This window comes from Pedobacter cryoconitis, assembly GCF_001590605.1.
Lineage (GTDB): Bacteria > Bacteroidota > Bacteroidia > Sphingobacteriales > Sphingobacteriaceae > Pedobacter > Pedobacter cryoconitis_A.
In genome coordinates, this window is the sequence record NZ_CP014504.1 from 538939 (window position 1) to 560585 (window position 21647).

General features: G+C 38.4%; 17 protein-coding genes. 12 read left to right on the plus strand and 5 right to left on the minus strand.

Annotated features, from left to right (window positions below):
- The first annotated feature begins 9 nt into the window (after positions 1-9).
- The 7 genes from AY601_RS02385 to AY601_RS02415 all read left to right on the plus strand — a co-directional run bounded on the left by AY601_RS02385 (position 10) and on the right by AY601_RS02415 (position 9472).
- Positions 10-792, plus strand: a complete 783-nt coding sequence (locus AY601_RS02385) for a phosphatase PAP2 family protein (RefSeq protein WP_068395895.1) — start codon at positions 10-12, stop codon at positions 790-792.
- Positions 779-2029, plus strand: a complete 1251-nt coding sequence (locus AY601_RS02390; protein ID WP_157287649.1) for a TolC family protein — start codon at positions 779-781, stop codon at positions 2027-2029. The genes AY601_RS02385 and AY601_RS02390 overlap by 14 nt, the downstream gene beginning before the upstream one ends.
- Positions 2030-2111: 82 nt before the next feature.
- Positions 2112-3038 (plus strand): efflux RND transporter periplasmic adaptor subunit, encoded by a 927-nt coding sequence (locus AY601_RS02395; RefSeq protein WP_198163589.1) that lies wholly within the window; start codon positions 2112-2114, stop codon positions 3036-3038.
- Positions 3038-6058, plus strand: a complete 3021-nt coding sequence (locus AY601_RS02400; protein WP_068395904.1) for an efflux RND transporter permease subunit — start codon at positions 3038-3040, stop codon at positions 6056-6058. The genes AY601_RS02395 and AY601_RS02400 overlap by 1 nt, the downstream gene beginning before the upstream one ends.
- 127 nt (positions 6059-6185) lie before the next feature.
- Positions 6186-7268, plus strand: coding sequence for an AAA family ATPase (locus tag AY601_RS02405; RefSeq protein ID WP_068395907.1), 1083 nt, complete (start codon positions 6186-6188; stop codon positions 7266-7268).
- Complete coding sequence (locus AY601_RS02410) at positions 7265-7726, plus strand: hypothetical protein (protein WP_068395910.1); 462 nt, start codon at positions 7265-7267, stop codon at positions 7724-7726. Before AY601_RS02405 ends, AY601_RS02410 begins: the two co-directional genes overlap by 4 nt.
- Positions 7727-7903: 177 nt before the next feature.
- Positions 7904-9472, plus strand: a complete 1569-nt coding sequence (locus tag AY601_RS02415; RefSeq protein ID WP_068395913.1) for a serine hydrolase — start codon at positions 7904-7906, stop codon at positions 9470-9472.
- A 36-nt stretch (positions 9473-9508) separates the two neighbouring features.
- On the opposite strand, the gene AY601_RS02420 is transcribed toward AY601_RS02415, so the two are convergent.
- On the minus strand, positions 9509-10324 hold the full coding sequence (locus tag AY601_RS02420) for a sterol desaturase family protein (RefSeq protein WP_068395916.1): 816 nt from the start codon (positions 10322-10324) through the stop codon (positions 9509-9511).
- A 199-nt stretch (positions 10325-10523) separates the two neighbouring features.
- Between AY601_RS02420 and AY601_RS02425 the strand changes: the two genes are divergently transcribed.
- Together AY601_RS02425 and AY601_RS02430 are read left to right on the plus strand one after the other, a co-directional pair.
- Positions 10524-12137, plus strand: a complete 1614-nt coding sequence (locus AY601_RS02425) for a Na+/H+ antiporter (RefSeq protein ID WP_068395919.1) — start codon at positions 10524-10526, stop codon at positions 12135-12137.
- A 121-nt stretch (positions 12138-12258) separates the two neighbouring features.
- Positions 12259-14634 carry an ABC transporter permease gene (locus AY601_RS02430; protein ID WP_068407043.1) on the plus strand — a complete coding sequence of 792 codons (2376 nt, stop codon included), beginning with the start codon at positions 12259-12261 and terminating at the stop codon, positions 14632-14634.
- 90 nt (positions 14635-14724) lie between these two features.
- Here AY601_RS02430 and AY601_RS02435 read toward each other — a convergent pair whose 3' ends face one another.
- A complete protein-coding gene (locus tag AY601_RS02435) occupies positions 14725-15882 on the minus strand; it encodes a hypothetical protein (protein WP_068395922.1) in 1158 nt (385 codons plus the stop codon).
- 10 nt (positions 15883-15892) lie between these two features.
- The gene (locus tag AY601_RS02440) at positions 15893-16786 is read right to left on the minus strand and encodes a TssN family type VI secretion system protein (protein WP_068395925.1); all 894 of its coding nucleotides are present in this window, start codon (positions 16784-16786) and stop codon (positions 15893-15895) included.
- Between the two features lie 187 nt (positions 16787-16973).
- Between AY601_RS02440 and AY601_RS02445 the strand changes: the two genes are divergently transcribed.
- The gene (locus AY601_RS02445) at positions 16974-17912 is read left to right on the plus strand and encodes a type VI secretion system baseplate subunit TssG (RefSeq protein ID WP_068395928.1); all 939 of its coding nucleotides are present in this window, start codon (positions 16974-16976) and stop codon (positions 17910-17912) included.
- 41 nt (positions 17913-17953) lie between these two features.
- On the opposite strand, the gene AY601_RS02450 is transcribed toward AY601_RS02445, so the two are convergent.
- On the minus strand, positions 17954-19807 hold the full coding sequence (locus tag AY601_RS02450; RefSeq protein ID WP_068395931.1) for a type VI secretion system baseplate subunit TssF: 1854 nt from the start codon (positions 19805-19807) through the stop codon (positions 17954-17956).
- Positions 19808-20008: 201 nt separating this feature from the next.
- Positions 20009-20443 carry a GPW/gp25 family protein gene (locus tag AY601_RS02455; RefSeq protein ID WP_068395934.1) on the minus strand — a complete coding sequence of 145 codons (435 nt, stop codon included), beginning with the start codon at positions 20441-20443 and terminating at the stop codon, positions 20009-20011.
- Positions 20444-20592: 149 nt separating this feature from the next.
- Here AY601_RS02455 and AY601_RS02460 point away from each other — a divergent pair, with 149 nt between their 5' ends.
- Together AY601_RS02460 and AY601_RS02465 are read left to right on the plus strand one after the other, a co-directional pair.
- Positions 20593-21114: a hypothetical protein gene (locus AY601_RS02460; RefSeq protein WP_068395937.1), complete on the plus strand. Its 522-nt coding sequence runs from the start codon at positions 20593-20595 to the stop codon at positions 21112-21114.
- 2 nt (positions 21115-21116) lie between these two features.
- Positions 21117-21614, plus strand: a complete 498-nt coding sequence (locus AY601_RS02465) for a type VI secretion system transmembrane protein TssO (RefSeq protein WP_068395941.1) — start codon at positions 21117-21119, stop codon at positions 21612-21614.
- The last annotated feature ends 33 nt before the right edge of the window (positions 21615-21647 follow it).

The following is a 21647-nucleotide window of genomic DNA, read 5'->3' on the forward strand; positions in this document are numbered from 1 at the left end:
GATTATTGCATGAAGTTTTTCAGTTTTATCTTCGCGGTATGTTTACCCGGAATGGTGTTTGCCCAGCAGGTGGATACCCTCAGTAAAGATTCAATTCAACACACGCCAAAACAATCGGTGATGAAAACGCGCGGATTGAATCCTCCTCAAATTAAATCCTTTATAGTCCCGGCAGTACTGATCAGTTATGGCCTGGTATCTTTAGGGAATAATGCCATCAGAAGACTGGATTACAGTACCAGGGCAGAGTTGCAGGAAGACCATCCTACTTTTGCCTTGCATGCGGATAACTTTCTTCAGTTTGCTCCGGGAGCTGCTTTTTACGCGCTGAATCTTGCAGGCGTGAAGAGTAAACATGGAATTGTTGATGGTACGGCAATTTATGTACTGGCCGAAGCGATCATGAGCGGCTCAACTTTCAGTGTAAAGCATATGGTTGGCCGTGTGCGTCCGGATGGGGCAGATAACTACTCTTTTCCTTCAGGGCATACCGCAAACGCTTTTGCAGCAGCCGAATTTCTGAACCAGGAATACAGAGATGTCTCCCCATGGATCGGCTATGCGGGTTATACCGTAGCTACGGCAACCGGTGTTTTAAGAATGTATAACAATAAACATTGGGTAAGCGATGTGGTTGCCGGAGCCGGATTTGGTATTGCTTCTACTAAGCTGGCTTATTTAATTTACCCACACCTTAAAAAACTGGTGATGGGTAAACAGGCTATGAAATATTCTTTAGTACCGATGTATCAGCAAAAGGCAGCAGGACTTTCATTCAATGGCACATTTTAAGACCCATATACTTTTTCTGGTGATGGCCGGATTTGGACTGTGTCCGGTTAGGGCACAGCAACCAGTTAGAAATCTTGAGTATTTTTACCAGGAGGCAGTTAAACGCAGTCCGTTGTTAAAAGATTACCACAATCAGCTACAAAGCAGCAAAATTGATAGTATGCGGGTTAAAGGAGGTCATCTTCCACAGGTTTCAGCATTGGCCAATGGAATGTATGCACCTGTGGTTAATGGTTATGGTTTTGATGAGGTGCTGACCAATGGGAAAGCCCTTGAAGCGGTACTGAATGTAAATTATAACCTGGCCAGTAAAAAGAATATCAATAACCAATTGGAAGGTATCCACCTGCAAGCTGATTCTATCCGGTTTGCGACTGGTCTTTCTGCACTGGATTTACAAAAAGCAGTAACAGATCAGTATATCACTGCATTTGCCAGTCAACAGCAAGCTGCATTTAACCAGGAAGTTTATCAACTGCTCCATGAAGAGGAAATCGTGTTGAAAAAGCTGACGCGTGCAAACGTCTATAAACAGGTAGATTACCTGACTTTTCTGGTTACTTTTCAGCAGCAGCAATTACAGTGGAAGCAAGCTGAACTGCAATTGAAAAATGATTATTCTACACTGAATTATTTAACTGGTATTGCTGATACTACTGCGCACGAATTAGCGGAACCAATGATTGAACCAGTCTTGCTCAATGTTGAAACTGGTTTTTTTTATCAAAAGTTCGGAATTGATAGTTTAAAGTTAATCAATCAGAGAAAAGCGGTTGACTTTAATTATAAGCCTAAAGCCAGTGTATATGCGAATGGTGGATACAATTCATCTTTTGCTTATCAGCCTTATCGGAATTTTGGTGCAAGTGCTGGTTTCACTGTTGCAGTACCAATTTTTGACGGACATCAGCGGAAAATGCAATATGATAAACTGTCAATTTCACAGCGGACTATTAATGTATATAAAGAGTTTTTTCAAAGTCAGCATACCCAGCAGCTTAACCTGCTCAGACAGCAGATTGCTGATCAGAATGGGTTATATAAACAGGTTTCTGAACAGATAAAATTTACTAAAAGCCTGATCCAGGTTGACAGCAGATTATTACAGACCGGAGATATCAGGATCGCTGATTTTGTCATTGCAATTAACAATTATCTGGCAGCGCAAAACCTGAAAAGACAGACTAATATTACCCGGTTAAAACTGTTTAATCAGCTGAATTACTGGAACAGATAACAATACTATTTTTAATAGGTAAACAGGCATCCCAATAGATAACCAGGCTATCCTGAAAATGGAAAAGCTTAAAAATATAAAAATGAAAAAGCTAAAAGTTAACGCCTTATTTCTCCTTCTATTTAGTGGAATACTCGTTTCTTGTCAGCAGTCTTCTAAAACTGCGGCAGAAGATACTCCCGTTCCGGAAACTCCGGTACAGGTTACTACAATAAGTAAGGCGACGCTGAGTGAAGATGTCGTTTTAAATGCTTCTTCTGCTTATCAGGAAAAGAGTTTTGTCAAAGCAAATACAAATGGCTATTTGCAAAGTTCAACATTACAAGCAGGTGCGGCGGTTAGCAGTAACCAGGTTTTATTTAAACTCATCACTAAAGAGGCCAGGGCAATTGGCAATTCGATTAATCAACTCGACCCTGGGTTTAAATTCTCAGGAATCTCAACTATCCGTGCAGAAAAAAGCGGCTATGTTATCCTGGTGAACCATCAAAAAGGTGATTATGTACAGGATGGTGAAGCGCTGGCGACAATTATCAATCAGTCGAGCCTGGTGTTTTTACTGGATCTGCCTTATGAAATGAGGAGTGTCCTGTTGCAAAATAAAGCTTTGGAATTGACACTTCCTGATGGAGAGAAATTAAAAGGAACGATTACTTCCTCTTTGCCTGCTGTTGACTCTTTAGCGCAGACGCAGCGAATAATCATTAAGGTAAACGCTACGCACCCGATTCCTGAAAACCTGATTGCAAAGGTGAAAGTGGTTAAATCGGCAGCAGACAATGTGCAAGTGCTGCCCAAATCGGCTGTGCTTACCAATGAAACCGAAGATGAGTTTTGGGTCATGAAACTGATCAATGATTCTACGGCAGTTAAAACGATCGTGAAAAAAGGAATGGAAGATGGAAAGTCGATTCAGATTTTGTCCCCGGTTTTTGGAGCGAAAGATCGTTTAATCACTATAGGGAATTACGGATTGGCGGATACGGCAAAAGTTAAAATCATGCATTAATGAAAAACTTCTTTATTTCCCATAAAAATCCGCTGCTGGTCGTATTGATCCTGATATTGGCGGGTGGACTGTTTTCTTATCAGCGGTTAAAAACTTCTTTGTTCCCGGAGATTACTTTTCCTAAAATAAAGATTATCGCAGATGCAGAATTGCAGCCTGTAGATCAGATGATGATCACAGTGACACGGCCGCTGGAAAATGCAGTGAAACAAGTGCCAGATCTTCATGTAGTGAGAAGCACAACCAGCAGAGGAAGCTGTGAGATTTCTGCTTACATGAACTGGAATGCTGATATTGATTTGAGTCAGCAAAGGATTGAATCTCAAATCGGGAAGATTAGAAATAGCTTGCCTCCGGGCGTAAATATTTCGGTAGAGAAAATGAATCCCTCGATTCTTCCGGTAAGTGGGTATACTTTAGAGAGCCATACGGAATCACCGATAGCGCTGAAAAAATTAGCTACTTATACGATTAAACCATTTTTGTCGCAGGTCGATGGGGTTTCGGAGATCAGGGTAATCGGTGGAAAAGATAAGGAATACTGGATTCAGCTGGACCGGCAGAAAATGAGTGCTTTGTCTATTAGTCCGGATTTACTGAATACGGTACTTACGCAGACAAATTTTATCAAATCCAATGGTTACTTATCAGATTATAACTATCTGTATTTATCAATTACCGATGCGATTATCAAAACAAAAACGGATCTGGAAAACCTGATTGTCAGTAAAAAGAATAACAGAATAGTTAAGGTCAAAGATATTGGTGAGGTCAAAATACAAGAAGCAGTAGCTTATACCCGGATTAATGCAAACGGTAAAGATGCGATCCTGGTTGCCGTGATTAAACAGCCGAATGCAAATCTGGTTGATTTGTCGGCGCAGCTACAGGAAAAGATAGTGGAGCTTAGAAAAATATTACCAAAAGGAGTAACGATCAAGCCTTATTATCAACAGGCTGATTTTGTAGAAGCATCGGTTAAAAGTGTCAGTGATAGTCTATTGATCGGATTGGTTTTAGCAATTGTTGTGGCCATTATTTTCTTACGTTCTGTGAGGGCGAGTGCAACGATACTGATTACCATCCCAATTACGCTGTGTTTAACTGTGATGGTGCTTTATGGGATTGGATATTCCTTGAATATTATGACTTTAGGTGCCATTGCAGCGGCTATAGGGTTGATTATAGACGATGCTATAGTTGTAGTGGAACAGATTCACCGGACGCATGAGGAATACCCGGAAGAGCCTACTGTTAATTTGCTTAAAAAGGCAATAGATTACTTATTTCCGGCGATGTTGGGATCTTCTATCAGTACAATCGTAATCTTCGTTCCGTTTATTTTAATGACTGGAGTTGCTGGCTCTTATTTTCAGGTGATGACCAATACGATGATTATCACATTAGTGTGCTCGTTTTTTGTAACCTGGATAGGTTTACCGGTGGTATATTTACTGTTAACAAAGGATGCTGCTTCCAATTCAGTTAAATCGGTCGTGCATCAGGTGCATCAGCAAAACTGGGTTTATTATTTTATAAAAAAGCCCTGGATCAGTTATGTTTCTATGGTGATTTTAGCGGTCATTATCTTTTTAATTCTGCCGCGGTTGGAAACTGGATTTCTGCCAGAAATGGATGAAGGTAGTGTCGTAGTCGATTATACTTCTCCTGCGGGAACTTCACTGGTGGAAACAGACCGGATGTTAAAAGAGGTGGAAAAATTGATTATTAAGATACCAGAGGTACAAACTTACTCCCGCAGAACAGGTACTCAAATGGGATTCTTTATCACTGAACCTAATACTGGTGATTACCTGATCCAGCTAAAAGCAGACCGAAAAAGAAGTACAGAGGAGGTGATTAGTGAGATCAGAGCGAAGATACAAGCTTCTCAACCTGCATTAGTGATAGATTTTGGGCAGGTGATAGGAGATATGCTGGGTGATTTAATGAGTTCTACCCAGCCTGTTGAAGTTAAAATATTTGGTAACGATCAGGATAAGTTAAAGGCTTTATCAAAGCAGATTGCAGCACTGATCGGTAAGGTTACCGGAACTGCTGATGTGTTTAATGGGATCGTTATCGCTGGCCCGTCTGTTAATATTCAGCCTGATTTTGCCCTGCTGGCACAATATGGGATTACACCGGGAGATTTTCAGTTTCAGGTTCAAAATGCATTGCAGGGAAATATTATTGGGAATGTATATGATCAGCAGCAGCTTACACCAATCAGGATGATTTATCCGGGGAGTAAACAATTCGGAGTGGCTGACGTCAGTAAATTACAATTGTTTTTACCAGGTGGCGGCGTGGTTCCTGTTCAGCATCTTGCCAGCGTAGCTATAAAAGCTGGCGATGCAGAAATTAAAAGAGAAAATTTACAGTCCATTGGTGTGGTCACAGCAAGGCTGGAATCCAGAGATCTGGGAAGTGTAATGGCCGATATTCAAAAAGAAATTGGCGCAAAGATTAATCTGCCTGCGGGTTACCACATTGAATATGGCGGAGCTTATGCGGAACAGCAGCAGTCTTTTAAAGAGTTGCTTACTATTCTGGCAGCTTCAAGTTTACTCGTGTTTAGTGTAATCCTGTTTCTCTTTAAGGATTTTAAAATTGCTTTTCTTATTCTGATTATATCCTTATTGGGGATTTCGGGAAGTTACCTGGCTTTATATTTAACGCATACACCTTTAAATGTAGGAAGTTATACGGGGTTGATTATGATTGTGGGGATCATCGGGGAGAATGCAATCTTTACTTTCCTGCAATTTAAAGAATCTTTAAAGGATAAAAATGTAGAGGAAGCTATTGTTTATTCTATATCAACACGGTTAAGACCCAAGTTAATGACTGCTTTGGGTGCAATCATTGCACTAATGCCACTGGCTTTAGGAATAGGGGCAGGGGCGCAGATGCATCAGCCGCTGGCTATAGCAGTGATTGGTGGTTTTATTATCGCATTGCCATTACTGCTGATTGTTTTACCGAGTATGATAAGAAGGCTTTATGAGGATAAATAAGCAAAAAGAATTATTTATTGATAATAAGTTATTTTAAGTAATTTTTAGATTATTAATTTTACAATAGGGATGTGTAGTAATATTGATCAACTAATATGTATTTTTGTGAATCGCTTAAATAAAACAAATGCAGGAAAAGATATACGTAGAAAATTTTGGGCCTATTTCTAGTGTTGAAATAGAAATTAAAGACATTAACGTATTTATAGGAACGACTTCAAGCGGAAAAAGCACAATTGCAAAATTGATCTCTGTTTTTAAAAGTGACCAGCTACATTATAAACCAGAATGGTTCGATGGTTCACAGGGGGAAAGTTCTTCCTATATTCTGCAATTTAATAAATTATTGGTTAGTTATAATATTGATTTTCCAATAAAAAGTAATACGCTGATCCGGTACGAAAAGAATGGACAATTTTATGAGATTAAGAACGGAAATATTAACAGCAATTATTCACTTTACAGTAATCCTGGACATTGCAATGCTATTTATATTCCTGCAGAGCGGAATCTTTTTTCTACGCTTTCGCAATCCATTTTCAGCCTGATCAGCAGCGATATTGCACTTCCAAAGTGGCTTCTTGATTTTGGGAAAAAGTTCGAGAACGCCAGAAGGGATATAAAATTCCTTGACATCGATTTTCTTGATATCAAATATAGATTTTCAGAGGGCAACGACATTATTGAGCTTAAGAATAAGGAAACAATTAAACTTTCTCAGGGATCAAGCGGGCTTCAATCAGTAATTCCTTTGATGATGGTTATTCAGCATTTAACGGAGGATATTAATAATATAGATAAAGAGGTAAACTATGATCTTTTTGTAGTTGAAGAACCAGAAATGAATCTATATCCTTCTTCTCAGAAAGAGCTATTGGAATTTATTATTCAACGGGTAAAAAGATGTAAAGACAAACTGATTATTACCACACATAGTCCATATATATTAACCACTCTTGATAATCTTGTTCAAGCAGGAAATGTCAATATCAAAGACCCGAAAACAAGGAGTATGCTTGGAAAAATTGTACCAGATTCATTGTGGACTGATTTTGACAAAGTATCCTGTTATTTTTTCGATGGTGGAACTGCAAAAACTACTTTAGATCATGAATTACGTACATTAGGCTCTTCAAAAATAGATGATGTTTCTGAAAACTTAAGTACTGTATTTGATGCTATACTTTCTTTAAAATATCAGGATAAATGAGTTGTATAGAACTGAAAAGGGTACTCGATCCGAAAAATTTTCATGAGAATTGCTTTTCTTTTTCTTCAGTTGCCACTGAAAACGGAAAAAAGTTTAGGATTGAGAACAAAAGCAATGCGGATATTTGTAAGGTAAAGGTTGATGGATGTTTAATTACCGATAATACAGTCCGGAAATGTGATTTCTTATTTGAGGTTAGCAGCACTACAAAAACTTATTTACTTGTCGAACTTAAAGGTGGTGATTTGAACTCAGCTGTAAAGCAAATAGAATCTACTTATGATTTACTGCATAAAAAACTCAATGTTCCAGTAGAGAACTTCAAAGGTATTATCGTTTCAAGTGCAGTACCTCGCGCTGCTAACTTAGCTTTCAGAAGATGGCAGGAAATACTTCGTAGTGCTAAAGGATTACATCTGGAAAGAAAAACGGATCAGTGTATTTATACCATATTGTGATCTGTTTTATAATCATCTTTTTTACGGCGCGTAAAAAACTAGCGGCACAAATAAATACCTGGTCAATCTCTTAGAATTAATTAATATTTACTATTAGGTATTATATTTTTTATATTTATAAATATATGATCGGTGTATATCTTATATTTATCAGGTCCATATTCAATTACGCTCATCATGAAATTAAGAATTATTAGTGCTTTGCTACTTATAGCATCGTTAAATGCTGTAGCTCAGCAACCAGTTATTAAGGCGGACAGCCGCTTGAATGGGTTAGACACTACTTTTCAACGGGTACTTAAAACCTGGAATGCCGCAGGTTTTGCTGTTGCCGTTATACAAAAAAACAAGGTGATTTATGCCAAAGGTTTTGGTTACCGGGATGTGGCAAATAAATTGCCTGTTACATCAAATACTTTATTTGCGATAGGCTCTTGTTCAAAGGCATTTACGACTACATTGGTTGGCAAGCTGCAAAAGGAGGGGAAAGTAAATATTGATCAGCCTGTAAATAATTATCTGCCCGCATTAAAGTTTTACAACGAGGACATGACCAATCACATTACGCTTCGTGATATGATGAGTCACCGGACGGGGTTGTCCAGGTTTGATATGTCCTGGTATTTATTTAATACATCTTCTGCTGACAGTCTTTTAAAACGTATTCAATATATGGAACCCAATGCAGGATTGAGAGAGAAATGGCAGTACAATAACTTTATGTATATGGCACAAGGGGCACTAATTGAGAAAATAACCGGTAAAAGCTGGGCAGATAACATCAAAGAGAAAATTTTTATACCATTGGGTATGACCCATTCAAATATTAATATACCTGAGCTTTTAAAAGGTGGAGAGATTTCTAAAGGATATGGTGTAAAACCTGATCACACATTAGATCAACTGGATTATTTTAATATTGACGGTATGGCACCTGCTGGTGCTATTAATAGTAATGTAAATGATATGGCGAAATGGATGAGCGCCTGGATCAATAACGGAAAATACGAAGGCAAAGAAATTATCCCCGAAAATTTCCGTAACCAGGCCATCAGTTCACAAGCTATTGTTGAGGGAGGTTTGCCAGAGAAGGAATCTAAGGACATTTATTTCGGAAACTATGGTTTCGGCTGGTTTCTGGATTCTTATAAGGGGCATTACCGTGTGGAACATGGCGGCAATATTGATGGATTTTCAGCTATTTCTTCCTTTTTTCCGGCAGATAGTATAGGCGTTGTTGTACTTAGCAATCAACATGGTTCAAAGGTGCCTGTTGTGGTGAAAGACATCATTGTTGACAGGCTGCTCCACCTGAAATATCAGGACTGGATTAGTCAAATTAAAAACGGGCAGGATAAAGCTGAACTGGCCAGGGATAAGGAAAAGAAAAAAACAATAATAGCTCCGCATCATGCTTCTACCCATCCTATAGCAGATTTTGCAGGGAGCTATAGTCATCCTGCTTACGGTACTATGAAGATTTATGTAGAGAATGACTCTCTGTTTGCAAAAAGTAAAATCCGTGCTTATTGGTTAAAACAAGCTAATTACGATATTTTTGAGTTTTATGATAAAGATCCTAAAGATGGAGTAAATACTGCTACAGGTTATGCTGGTTTTAATCTGCAGTTTCATATGAATTTATCCGGAGATATTGATGGTTTTGAAGCGCAGCTTGAAAGCAGATTAAAACCATTTTTATTTGTCAGAGCGAAAAATGTTAAACAGGCTAAGGCTCCTGAATAAAATAAACTTAAGGGAGTTGTCAACACTCCCTTAAGTTTATTTTGGTTTATTTTTCCTGAAAAATGGAAATTTAATCAATTGAAGAAAGTTAGCCGGAGAATGCCCATGATATACATCCAGTCCGAATTTTATTTCACTGGCCTTCATTTCTTTATAAGTACCAAATAACCTGTCCCAGATACTCAATACATCACCATAATTGCAATCTGTATAAGGCAATTCAAAGTGATGATGTACATGGTGAAGGTTAGGTGTAATAAATAGCAAGCCACATATCTTTTCTGTTTTAGCGGGTAGCTGCAAATAGGTATGTGCAATTAAATTTGCAAACGTCTGCACGGTTTGTCTCAGTAAAAGCAAACCTATAGAAGCTCCGGCCAGAAATACCCAGATTACCTGGAAACATACCCTGACAAAAGTTTCTCCGGGATGCTCTCTTACTGTCGTTGAAACATCCATTTCTATGTCGGTATGGTGAACCAGGTGGAAATTCCAGAGTGGGCCAGCCTTATGCATGATCACATGATACACATATTCGAAAAAGTCCATTAAAAAGAAGCCGGCAACATATTTTATCCATGCGCTTTGACTATGCGGTAACAGGTATAAAATACCCCAATGATGAAGGGTGGCCCAGCCTGAAACGAAGATTACAAGAACGGTCATGGCCAGCTGAACTGGAAGGGCAGTCAGGATAAACATCAGGTTAACCGAAGTATGCTGCCATTTTTCTTTAAGAGAATGCAAGGCAACTCTGAATTCTGCAAGCCATATAGAAACGATAACTACAAGATATAAAATGATTTGTATAAGTGTTCCATGATCATTTAGCATGGATGATATCGTGTTCATGTTGTGGTGTTTATGAATTTTAAATTTAATATAAACGGGGGTGTAAATTAATATTGAAGCAAAACTAAAGTTATAACATGTTTGCATATCACCACATTAAAAGGCGATTAAAATCCATTAACTCAGATTTTGTGATTTCCCTGATTTATCATTAATTTGTAGCAGCTATGAGCTCCCTTATTCTAAAGATTTCCCATTTATGTTTCACGCGCAACTTTTAATTGTACTTACGCTGCTTTTTGCTGTTTTTATCCTCACTATGCTGGGGCAAAAACTCCATATATCTTATCCTATTTTTTTAGTACTGGCTGGTTTGGGAATAAGTTTTATTCCGGGTATGCCCCGGATAGAAATAGAGCCGGAAATGATCTTTCTGCTCTTTCTTCCACCACTGCTTTATGAAGCAGCCTGGTATACTTCATGGAACGATTTCTGGAAATGGAGAAGGGGCATCGGGATGCTCGCCTTTGGCTTGGTATTCCTCACTTCTACAATTGTAGCCTTCGTTTCTACAGCCATGATTCCTGGTTTTACTTTAGCTATGGGCTTTTTGTTAGGAGGGATTATCTCGCCACCTGATGCAGTTGCTGCAAACTCAGTTTTGAAAACCCTGAAGCTTCCTAAACGTTTGACAGCAACATTGGAAGGAGAAAGCCTGATCAATGATGCGTCCAGTTTAATTGTTTTTCGTTTTGCATTGGCAGCAGTATTGTCGGGTTATTTTTCTATGGGACAGGCTGTTGGTCAGTTCTTTTTGGTGGCAGGAATGGGTGTTGTCGTTGGTTTGGCAATTGCGCATATGATGTATGTAGTGCATCGGTTTTTACCCACAACACCGAGTATAGATGCTGCCCTGACCTTGATTACTCCTTATATGATGTATATAGCTGCAGAAGAATTTCACTTTTCGGGTGTAATGGCAGTAGTGAGTGGAGGATTATTTTTGTCTTATCGTTCTCATGAGCTATTCACAACTGGTAATTCGCGTTTGCAGACCATTGGCGTATGGGCTACTGTCATCTTTATTTTGAATGGCCTGGTCTTTATCTTAATTGGTCTGGAACTTCCGGTAATTATGGCCGATATGGGCGGTTATTCCATCGCTGAAGCAATCAAGTATGGAGTAGTGATCAGTTTAATTACGATTGTAGTCAGGATTATTTATGTGATGTCACTCGCTTATGTACCTAAATGGGTTGGAAGTACCAAAAGAATGGATCATTACAATCCGACTTGGAAGGCACCACTGATTGTAGGTTGGGCAGGGATGAGAGGCGTAGTTTCTTTAGCCTCCGCATTGGCTATTCCATTGTTATTAACCAATGGGCAGGCCTTTCCACACCGCAGCTTGATCTTGTTCATCACTTTTGTAGTGATCCTGATTACTTTAGTTTTTCAGGGATTGACCCTTCCATTAATTATCAAATGGGTTAAAATGAAGGATACTGGTGATTATTTGCCAGATGAAGAGCAAGATGCGGGGATCAGCCTCAGGTTAATGAATATTGCAGTGAAAGAGCTGGATGAAAAATATACAGATGAAATACGGAATAACCCATTTGTAGGCTGTTTGAGAGACCAGCTGCAAAATGATAAGGTCATTATGGAGCAGCGTTTAGAATCTTTGGAGTGCGATGGGATGAGAAGAGAAGAAGTGGAGCATTATAACCGGATATTATTGCATATTTATAAACTACAGCGTAGTGAGCTACATGTTCTACGGAAGGAAAATTTTTACAGTGATGAAGAAATCCGTAAGCACGAGAGTCAGCTTGACCTGGATGAGACCAAATTGATAAAAGCTGAACATTAGCGGACAGTAGTTGTTCATTTCCGTACAGTTGATTCCTAATAATACCTCTTTTTTGCTTCTGTAACCTGCTTTTTAGCATGGCACCAGGATGGCTAATAATTTCTGGAAATCAAGCACAATTATGTTTCAACATCATTTATTACTGATCTATAGAAATTTCAAAAAGTATAAGAGTTCATTTTTTATCAATCTGATCGGATTGAGTGCAGGGTTAACTTGTGCTTTACTGATTTATTTATGGGTAAGTGATGAGGTTCAAATAGATCATTTCCATGCTAAAAGCGGACAGCTTTATCAATTGATGGAAAATGAGCAGACAGAAAGTGGAATAAATACTACTGATCAGACTGCCGGTATTTTAGCTGAAGCTTTAGCTAAAGAAATGCCTGAAGTGGAAGATGCTGTAGCAGCTTCGCCTGCGTATTGGATCGCAGAAACTAAACTCTCCGCTAAAAATGAGATGGCTGTGAGGGGTGGTGGACTTTTTGCGGGAAAGGATTTTTTTAAAGTGTTCTCTTATCCTTTGATTGCAGGAAATATCAGCCAGGTGCTGACCGCCAAAAATTCTATTATTGTTTCCGAGCTGCTGGCCATGAAGTTATTTCATACCATAGATGTGCTGGGCAAAGAAATAGTTTGGGAAAATGCAGATATGACCGATGAAAACCACGCCTTGATTTCGGGTGTGTTTAAAGCTATACCAACCAGTTCTTCGGTGCAATTTGATTTTGTCGTATCCCTGCAATTGGTCATGGGGCCATCTTCTTCCTTCTTAAGCTGGGGGAATCATGGGCCAAATACTTTCATTGTGCTGAAAAAGGGTGCAAACCCGGAAACTTTGAATGCAAAGCTTAAGGGCTTTATGAAAGCAAAGGGAGAAAACCGCAGGGAACTCTCTATACGGCCCTATGCAAATGGCTACCTGTATGATCAATACGAAAATGGTAAACAAGTGGGTGGCAGAATTGAATATGTTAAACTGTTTGCACTGATTGCCATTTTCATTTTGATTATTGCTTGTGTGAACTTTATGAACTTAGCTACTGCCAGAGCTGCCGTCAGAATGAAAGAGGTGGGAATCAAAAAAGTAATGGGGGCGAGCCGCCAATCATTGATGATGCAGTACCTGGGGGAATCTGTTTTATTAACTTGCTTGTCTTTATTCTTCTCCTTGCTTTTTGTAGAGCTGTTACTTCCACAATTTAATGTACTGACGGGTAAACATTTGTTCTTACATTTTGACTGGAAGCTTATTTTAACTTTAACAGGGATCATCATTTTTACCGGGTTAATTGCGGGTAGTTATCCGGCTTTGTATTTATCAGGATTTAATCCCGCGGCTGCGTTAAAAGGAAAATTAAGTCATAGTATGGGGGAATTATGGACGCGTCAGGGCTTGGTCGTTTTTCAATTTACACTTTCAGTTATTCTGATCGTTTGTGTATTGGTGGTTTATAAGCAGATCGAATTTGTTCAGCATATTCAGATCGGGTACAAAAAGGACAATGTGTTATATATAGAGAGTGACGGGAAATTAAAAGAGAATCCTGGTGCTTTTATCGCAGAGATCAGAAATATACCGGGTGTAATGAATGCTTCTAGTATAGACAAGCGCTTTATCGGAGATCTGAAAAGCACAGTTGGCTATTTTAACTGGGAAGGAAGAGATCCAAAACGGGTGATCAAATTTCAGTTTGCAGGCATCAATAGCGGTTTAATTGAAACCATGGGCATGCAGATGGCTGGTGGACGTTCTTTTTCCAGCAAATTTGGTGCTGACAGTACGAAAATCATCCTTAATGAAGCTGGAATAAAAATGATGGGTTTAAAAAATCCGATTGGCAAGATATTCAGTTTATGGCATAAGGAATTACAAATTATAGGAATCGTTAAAGATGTCCATTTTGAATCGATGCACGAGGTCGTGAAACCTATGTTTTTTCTGTACAATTCTAAACAGGCGAGCAGGATTATGGTTCAGATTAAAGCGGGACAGGAAAAGGAGGCTATCACTGAATTGCAGCAACGTTATCAAAATTTCAATCCCGGAGCTGGCATGGTTTACCGGTTTTTAGATCAGGATTTTCAGGCTCAATATGTAGCTGAGAACAGGATCTCCCTATTGTCAAGATACTTTGCTGGACTGGCTATTCTTATTTCTTGTCTGGGGCTTTTTGGACTGGCTTCTTTTACGGCACAGCGAAAACTTAAAGAAATTGGTGTCAGAAAAGTACTGGGCGCAAGTGAATGGGGGATTATTTACAGCCTGTCTAAGGATTTCGTTAAACCTGTGCTCATTTCTATAGTGATTGCTTTGCCTTTAAGTTATATCGTTACGAAACACTGGCTGGATACTTTCGCTTACCGGATAGATTTACAGTTTTGGTATTTTGCAGGAGCTGGATTTCTTGCACTCTTTATTTCCTGGCTTACGGTTAGTGTGCAGGCGATCAGGGCAGGGCTGAAAAATCCGGTGGAGTGTTTAAGAGACGAATAAGCAGCAAAGGTGAATAAGATTGGCCATTAAACAAGAATTGCTATCATCTAATAGGAAGATGATAGCAATTTCTTTGTTTAAGCCTATAGTTTAGTCCAGTAAAGTCCAGGTTCTTTTGGTCTGAACCTGTTGTACCATTTGCTGTTCTGCAACCACAATGTTTTCTTTACGCTGCCCGATGTATTCAAGCATGCTGAGTTTATTCCAGAGTGCAACCATTACTTTTAAGAATTCTTCAATGGTTGACATCGAGGCCTGGATATTCTGGTGGTCATAAATCATTTCGATGTTACGGGCCAGCAGTTCTTCAAAGTTTCCGGGAGTCACATCACGCCATTCGTAGAAGTACTTCAACATTTCTTCTCTTTCTTTAGGTTCGATCAGTTTAATGCCTGTAAAAAATACATGCGCCAGGTTTGAGCAATAACCTGCAATGTAAACAGGTGACTGCTGATAACCCAGGTTTCTGTAATTGAAAAAGATCTGGGCAATATAGTCCAGTAGTTTTTCAGACAGTAAACGAATGTTTTTTCCCAGCGGGGTAATCGCATCTCTTGCGGCAGTTTTATCAATGATTTTAAAAGCCGCCAGCTGCAAATCATTGATCAATGTACTAAACGATTCATAATACCTGATTAGTCCCGGGTGGCTCACGATAGAGCTGCTTGGTGGGATATAACTCGTGTTGATAGCAATCCTGCCATTCTCCAGTACAAACTGGCCGATAGTCAAATGATAGTTATCAGTAGCATTCGGAGTCATCTCTGAGGCCGGAAGAATTGAAATACTATACTTTTTGCTGATGTCGGGGTATCTTGGCGGGTTATCCTGTGGATCTGGAGTTCCTGAAGGTACTCTGTCAAAAGGATTTACGAGCAGCAGGATATTATAGATGGCAACTTTAGAATAATCGGTGTTTTCATTGCTGAAAAACTGACTGTAAGAAAGCTGGTTATCATAGTTTGATGTGTTTGGAATATCAATTCTGCATCCTTCGGCAGTAATTGCATTACAATGTCTTACTTTGATTTCAATATGATTTGTTGCCTTTTCTGAGATTTCTATATCATGTGATACGCGCTCACCTGCAAATGGGGGGAGCAGACCATAATTAAAGTTGTTGAGCGATATCGAGTTGGCATCTCTCACAAAGTCCTGGTTAAACTGATCTGTAGCAACAAAATGGCTGCTGGATAGTTTCATCCCATCCACCCAGTTAACGGGTTTGTATTTTAATGGTGAAATCATAGTAATTTAGTTAGATGAAAATAGATTCGTCTCCGATAGTTTCGGGTTTATTGGCGTTTTCAGATACTCTTTTTGCATAAATAGTAATCTTCTCTGTAATCCGGTTATTGATAATATCATGGTCAGGATCTATGAAGATATTCTTTCTGAAGAAAGATGTTTTGATGAAAAATATCCATTTATAAGATTCTCCATCTTCGCCAGTATATTTAACCGGGCTTTTAGGGAATTTCAGGTTGTAATCTTCAATAAATTTATAGAACCAATTACCGAATATCATATTCTCTGGTGCTTTGGCTTTAACACGCAAAGGCTCCGGGTCACTGGTGTTTTTATACAGTTCAAGCTCCAGTACCAGCATCCGGTCAAAATCCAGGTGGTCCATATCAATATTGATTGGACTGGCAGGGTATTGCCAGATCTTATAAATCTCTGTCGGGATACTGATCAGCGCTACATAGGCCCACCAGAAAAGTAAAGGGACAACAAAGGTCAGGATACTGGTTGCTGCCCATAGCCCAAAGTGAATATCACTCAGCCAGTTGAATGCAAGTTGAAACAGGTAAAAACTAAGCAGTGAACCGACTAATATGCCGAATACAATAAAAAGCTTTCTGTCCAGCAGTTCTTTTGGATATTTTTTAGTGAACAGGTAAACAAAAAAGGTACCGGTCATCAGGTAGTAAATCTGGCAGATAATATATCCCCAGGGCATAAAATCAAAGCTCAGGAAGCCAAGGAAGCCAGGCAGTGCCAGTACTATACTTAATACGAGGATGCCAATGATCAGTCTTTTGTTATTAAGAAATTGATTTTTCTTATTTACAATTGAGAGCAAAGCAGCGGATACAACAAATATTAAAGGGAATAATAAATATCGGATAAAGAATGATTGAACGTCCATTAAATTGTACTTGATGTTTTTGTTTAACTGTTAACAAATATAATACCTTAAATCTATCAAAATAAGAATGGTATAGTTATTAGTGTATATTAGTTTAATTATACCGTAAATAAATATATGAATCCTTGATGATTGTTTTAATCATCATTGATCCATCTGACAAAAGAAAAGCAATAAATATAAACAGATGAAACAGAGACTGCATTTAAGGAATGATCTCAATACTGATTTTGAAGCTATCACAAAAGTTGCAGAGTTAATAGAGAATGGTGATTTTCACACTGATCAGATTGCAGTACTCCCTGTCGGCGCTAAACAAAGGGCTTATGCGAAGGATATCAGCAATTATTCATTTTATTATTCGGATAGTAAACGCAAGGACTGTTTAACTATAGAGGTTAACCAGGAAGGTTTTTATGATATGCTCCCTGAGGGCTTGTTCCATACGCCGCCTACTGGCAGTGCGGGCATGTCTGAAGAGGAAATGGTAGAAGATGTACGCCTGAGAAGAACGGAAGAAAAAGACGCCAGGAAGTTCTTTATGCCTTTTGAAGCTGAGGTGAATTATCTTAAAACAGTATTGCAGCTTTATGAGAACAGGTTGGATAAAAGAACTACTTATAACGACCTGACGAATATCTTTGCGGCTGGCTGGAAAGAGTTTGAATTGCTTGATAAAGAGCAAAGTATAATCTGGATGCATTTTTTACCGGTGATCCATCAGAAAAGAAATGACCTTAAATTTCTTGGGCAATTATTGACTGTCCTTTTTAAAGTTCCGGTAGAAGCGGTTTTAAAAAGTACGAATGTGAAGCCTTCACCGATCGATGAAGGATTGCAGTTCAGGCTTGGTGCTGGCGCATTAGGGATAAATTCTATTATCGGCAGCAGTTTTTTGAGTGATGAGGAACAGGTATTTATCAATGTAGGGCCTGCTGATATTAAAAAACTAGTCAATTTTATGCCAGGTACAGCACATGCACATTTAATAGATCTTGCGGTATCTTACCTGGTACCTGTTGAAACTGAAGTGACTACAAATTTAATAGCGAATCAGCAAAACCAGGTTGGATCGCTGGGCGCGGATACCAATAACTCCTATTTAGGGTATACTGTTTATCTTTAGCCCAGGACCGCTTGTTTTTTTTAATTAGTAAAAGTTCTTTTTTAACTTAATAAAAGCCTGTAGTGGATATTCATGGTGCTTCGGATTTCCAGTTTAGATTTGGTTAAACTGAGCATAGATTTCCATTCTTCTTCGTTTAATTCGTTTTGCTGGGCAGGAGTAATGATAATATCCGTGGTTTTAAGAAAACCTTCTTTTGGATTTTGTGCAGGCATCAACCCTTTGCGGATATTTACAGCCTTGATCTTATTCCCTAACTCGAAAAAGCAAAAGTTAATAATGTCTGACTGGGTAACCAGCCTGTTACCGGTTGTGAGCCCGTATTTATAAGCCTGAACTCTGTTGGTCGCATTTAATCTGGATCTTCCCCCTTTAGTATTACTTAATAAAAACAGACTTTCTGGTATCGTTTTGCTGCTTTCAAAGGATTGCAGGTGACTTCCGGATTTAATTTGGTTCCCCATTTCGGCGTTCGTTGACCAGAATTCAAGAAAGAGTATATCGGCGTTATTCAATGGTTTGACAATGATATAATTCAGCAGTTCTTTAATCGTAATGAGCTGTGCTTTTGTCTTTTGTTCAATAATGGAGATATTTTGCTCCAGTTCTTTCAGGGAGCTGTTGAGGAAATCAGATCCATAGGCAGAAAATGCAGCTTTCTCGTCCCTTAACAGTTCAAAAAGATAGTCTACAATTTCCTTCGCATTTCTGTTGTCAAAGCGTTCTGAACCTCCGTAACGTATTGAAAATGAACCTGCATTCGCATCATCATCATGGCTGTGCGGAATTTCAGTATAATAGTTCCCTGCTTTGTCAGTCAGGGAGTCTACACACAGAAACTGGTCATGGTCCTGAAGTTTGATGGGCATAATATTGGTCATCATTTTGAGCCGGTGCTTAAAGTCATGTATCCTTTTATTAACCACGGGAAAGGCATTGATAGCAACATGCAGTTCATCAAGCATGGCCTCATTAATTGCAGCTGGGAAAACGACTTTTAACCACAATATTGGTTTTTTGAAGCTGCTCACGCTGCCTGCCTGGAAGACTGTGTCAAATTCTTTCGGGTAATTTTGAAGATAGGGTTGATGCGGGAATATGTTTTCCTCATCAACGGTCAGGAACCTGTTCGCATAGAAGGCATTAACGTCTTGGGTGATCAGGTTTAAAACATCCTGATTATCAAATGGAGACTGGCTGTTTTGTGCTGTTTCCAGGTAGAATTTATTTAAGGAAAGGTTGACCGGCAGATCATCTAAAAACCATTTAGACAAGGCAATCAGGTCGTATACATTATCATTAACAGCGTAATTACGCCAGTCAAAATAGAAGCTTAGTCCAGGTATAAGGTTTATTGCCGGTGGGTTTTCTATTCCGATATAGAGTGTATTTTTCTCCAGGCCTTCCCCTGGATTACTATGGGTAAGTAAAGTCTTATTGTGCTGCGCATCAATTTTAAATATATTACTTCCGTTGGCGAGGTAAGCTATTTCAGAATGAAATACTTTAACAGCCTTTAAAGGGCTAAAGAAGATGTCTGATGTGTTTTCTCCGCTATTTTCACTTTTATCTTTCAGCCTTTTTCTAAAAAAGAACTGGGTTTTGGTATCAATTGTTTCTGTAGGCTCAATAGCGCGTGCATGTAATATCGCATGCGCTGGGAGGGCAGAGGTTAGGGTGTCTGAAGCTAAAATGCGGGAAATACGATCCAGAATACGGTTCTCCAGATTTTTTACATCATTGGAAACATTGAAAAGTTCTGTACTTAAGGCTTCAATCAGCAATTTAACCAGCGGATCAAAATCATTGGTGTTTTTTATACCCCAGTAATCTAATGCATTTTTTAAAATCCTGTTCCTTATTTCGTCTTTAGAGGAGTAAAATATGTTCTTCATTTAGCGTTTGTCGTTTAATGGGTGATGAAAATGATTTTCACCTTTGTTTTTTGCGCTTAATCGCATTAAAGATCGTGTAAGCTTAAGTAAATTAATTTAAACCAGTAGCATTGTCCTGTCTTTATCGTATTGTAACAGCTTTGTGATGTAGCAGGCTGTATATAAATTAGTTCAGTGTTTCCTTAAAATAGAACACTCTGGTTAACTTGAAAGTGGACTTAAGAATAAGCCAGTGTTAAAATAATATTTTTCTCCTGTGATATTCATTTTTCCCCAGATAGAAATATCCACTTTTTTCTTGATTTCTGTAACATTTCTGAGAGAAAATTTCTTCTCTACTTCGGTCATATTGATTTCAACCTCAACCTGATAGAGGCGACGTTCATATTCTGTAATAGATCTGAGCAAAGATTGCCTGAATTTTTCTTCCCAGGTTGTCTCGCTAACTATTAATTCGAAGTCTAAATCCCATATTTCGCAGCCAAAGTTCCTGTTATGCCTGTGTTCTCCATATCTGGTAAAAATAATCAACTCTATATTCTGAGAGATTGATTTCCCCAAATCGGCCTCTGTAAGGTCTTTGTTGTCGAGAATGTTTTTTAATCGAAATGGTTTGTTATATAAGAAATCTGACATTGGTTAATACTTAAATGGAACAATAATTGGTAAATGGTTAATCAATATTACGTCCAAAATTTATATATTGGAATAGAATACTAACAGACTTTTAATAAACATGTTATTATAATTAAAATCTTACACCTCTCAAATCTAATCAACTTCCGATGAAACCTATAAATGCTCAGGAACTGAACAAGTCATACCGGCTCTTTATTTTTAATTTCATTTCCGTAACCATTTTTGCCGTAATCTGTGTTTATCTGTTTTTTGCAGCTTCCAGATTTGAATACGAGCTTTTGGAAAAGGAAGTGAAACAAACAGAACAGTTGCTTTCTAAACGGAAAGATATCAATACTAAATTTGATATGATCCTGTTAAGATTCAAAGAACTTTCCAAATACACCTCCATCAATTCTGAGGAGATGAATAATCAGGCGATCATGCTTGAAGATATTCAAAATACAAATTTCAAAATCAAAGACATCATTAAAAAAGAAAAGACAACAGTGAGTAGTTTTCTGTTGTATAAAAAAATGACTGAAGATATTTCTCAGATGGCAGGAATCCAGGATTCTTTGTTTACCACGAGATTTCAGATTGAGAATGTAAAAACACAATTGGATGCTTGTTTTCAAACGAACAACAATGCGGCTAAAAAAATAAGAGGGGGAAGGTTTACCAGGTAATTATGATTAAATTAAGTATAAAAGAACGAAGAGATCAATTCCTTTTTTTTATCGGAATATTTCTATTTACTACCGGATTACTAAGCTTTGGTTTGTTTTACGATTATGGTAACGGCAGGGTAGTTTCAAAACAGGATCTTGCTGATAAACTGGAACAGAATGCAGAATTTGAAGCTACGGTTAAAGAACAAAGAGCCACTATTGATACGACTTACAAAAACATTATGACTTTTGATCCCGGGGTACAGGCTGTATTCCTGGAGAATGATATCAAAAACTCAATGGCTTCTATCAAATCGAATTATGAACGGAAAGCTTACGATGCACGTTACAAAACATTTCTGCAGGCTTCTCAGCTTTATAGTGATTTGTTTTATAACAGAAGAGAACTCAAAGGAAATAACAAGGATATTGAGAAATTAAGCAAATCCTTAGAAGATTGTAAGTTATCTACTCGCCAGCTCAGACAGACCATGGGCAGCCAGCCGAACCAGAGATAACCAACCAAACCGAATTAATAACAACAAAATATA

What these genes read in the sequence shown, in the direction of transcription:
- AY601_RS02465 (WP_068395941.1), top strand. Translation starts at nt 21,117, where the DNA reads ATGATTAAATTAAGTATAAAAGAACGAAGAGATCAATTCCTTTTTTTT.
- AY601_RS02455 (WP_068395934.1), bottom strand. Translation starts at nt 20,443, where the DNA reads ATGTCAGATTTCTTATATAACAAACCATTTCGATTAAAAAACATTCTC.
- AY601_RS02460 (WP_068395937.1), top strand. Translation starts at nt 20,593, where the DNA reads ATGAAACCTATAAATGCTCAGGAACTGAACAAGTCATACCGGCTCTTT.
- AY601_RS02395 (WP_198163589.1), top strand. Translation starts at nt 2,112, where the DNA reads ATGAAAAAGCTAAAAGTTAACGCCTTATTTCTCCTTCTATTTAGTGGA.
- AY601_RS02440 (WP_068395925.1), bottom strand. Translation starts at nt 16,786, where the DNA reads ATGGACGTTCAATCATTCTTTATCCGATATTTATTATTCCCTTTAATA.
- AY601_RS02390 (WP_157287649.1), top strand. Translation starts at nt 779, where the DNA reads ATGGCACATTTTAAGACCCATATACTTTTTCTGGTGATGGCCGGATTT.
- AY601_RS02400 (WP_068395904.1), top strand. Translation starts at nt 3,038, where the DNA reads ATGAAAAACTTCTTTATTTCCCATAAAAATCCGCTGCTGGTCGTATTG.
- AY601_RS02430 (WP_068407043.1), top strand. Translation starts at nt 12,259, where the DNA reads ATGTTTCAACATCATTTATTACTGATCTATAGAAATTTCAAAAAGTAT.
- AY601_RS02435 (WP_068395922.1), bottom strand. Translation starts at nt 15,882, where the DNA reads ATGATTTCACCATTAAAATACAAACCCGTTAACTGGGTGGATGGGATG.
- AY601_RS02385 (WP_068395895.1), top strand. Translation starts at nt 10, where the DNA reads ATGAAGTTTTTCAGTTTTATCTTCGCGGTATGTTTACCCGGAATGGTG.
- AY601_RS02415 (WP_068395913.1), top strand. Translation starts at nt 7,904, where the DNA reads ATGAAATTAAGAATTATTAGTGCTTTGCTACTTATAGCATCGTTAAAT.
- AY601_RS02405 (WP_068395907.1), top strand. Translation starts at nt 6,186, where the DNA reads ATGCAGGAAAAGATATACGTAGAAAATTTTGGGCCTATTTCTAGTGTT.
- AY601_RS02420 (WP_068395916.1), bottom strand. Translation starts at nt 10,324, where the DNA reads ATGAACACGATATCATCCATGCTAAATGATCATGGAACACTTATACAA.
- AY601_RS02445 (WP_068395928.1), top strand. Translation starts at nt 16,974, where the DNA reads ATGAAACAGAGACTGCATTTAAGGAATGATCTCAATACTGATTTTGAA.
- AY601_RS02450 (WP_068395931.1), bottom strand. Translation starts at nt 19,807, where the DNA reads ATGAAGAACATATTTTACTCCTCTAAAGACGAAATAAGGAACAGGATT.
- AY601_RS02410 (WP_068395910.1), top strand. Translation starts at nt 7,265, where the DNA reads ATGAGTTGTATAGAACTGAAAAGGGTACTCGATCCGAAAAATTTTCAT.
- AY601_RS02425 (WP_068395919.1), top strand. Translation starts at nt 10,524, where the DNA reads ATGTTTCACGCGCAACTTTTAATTGTACTTACGCTGCTTTTTGCTGTT.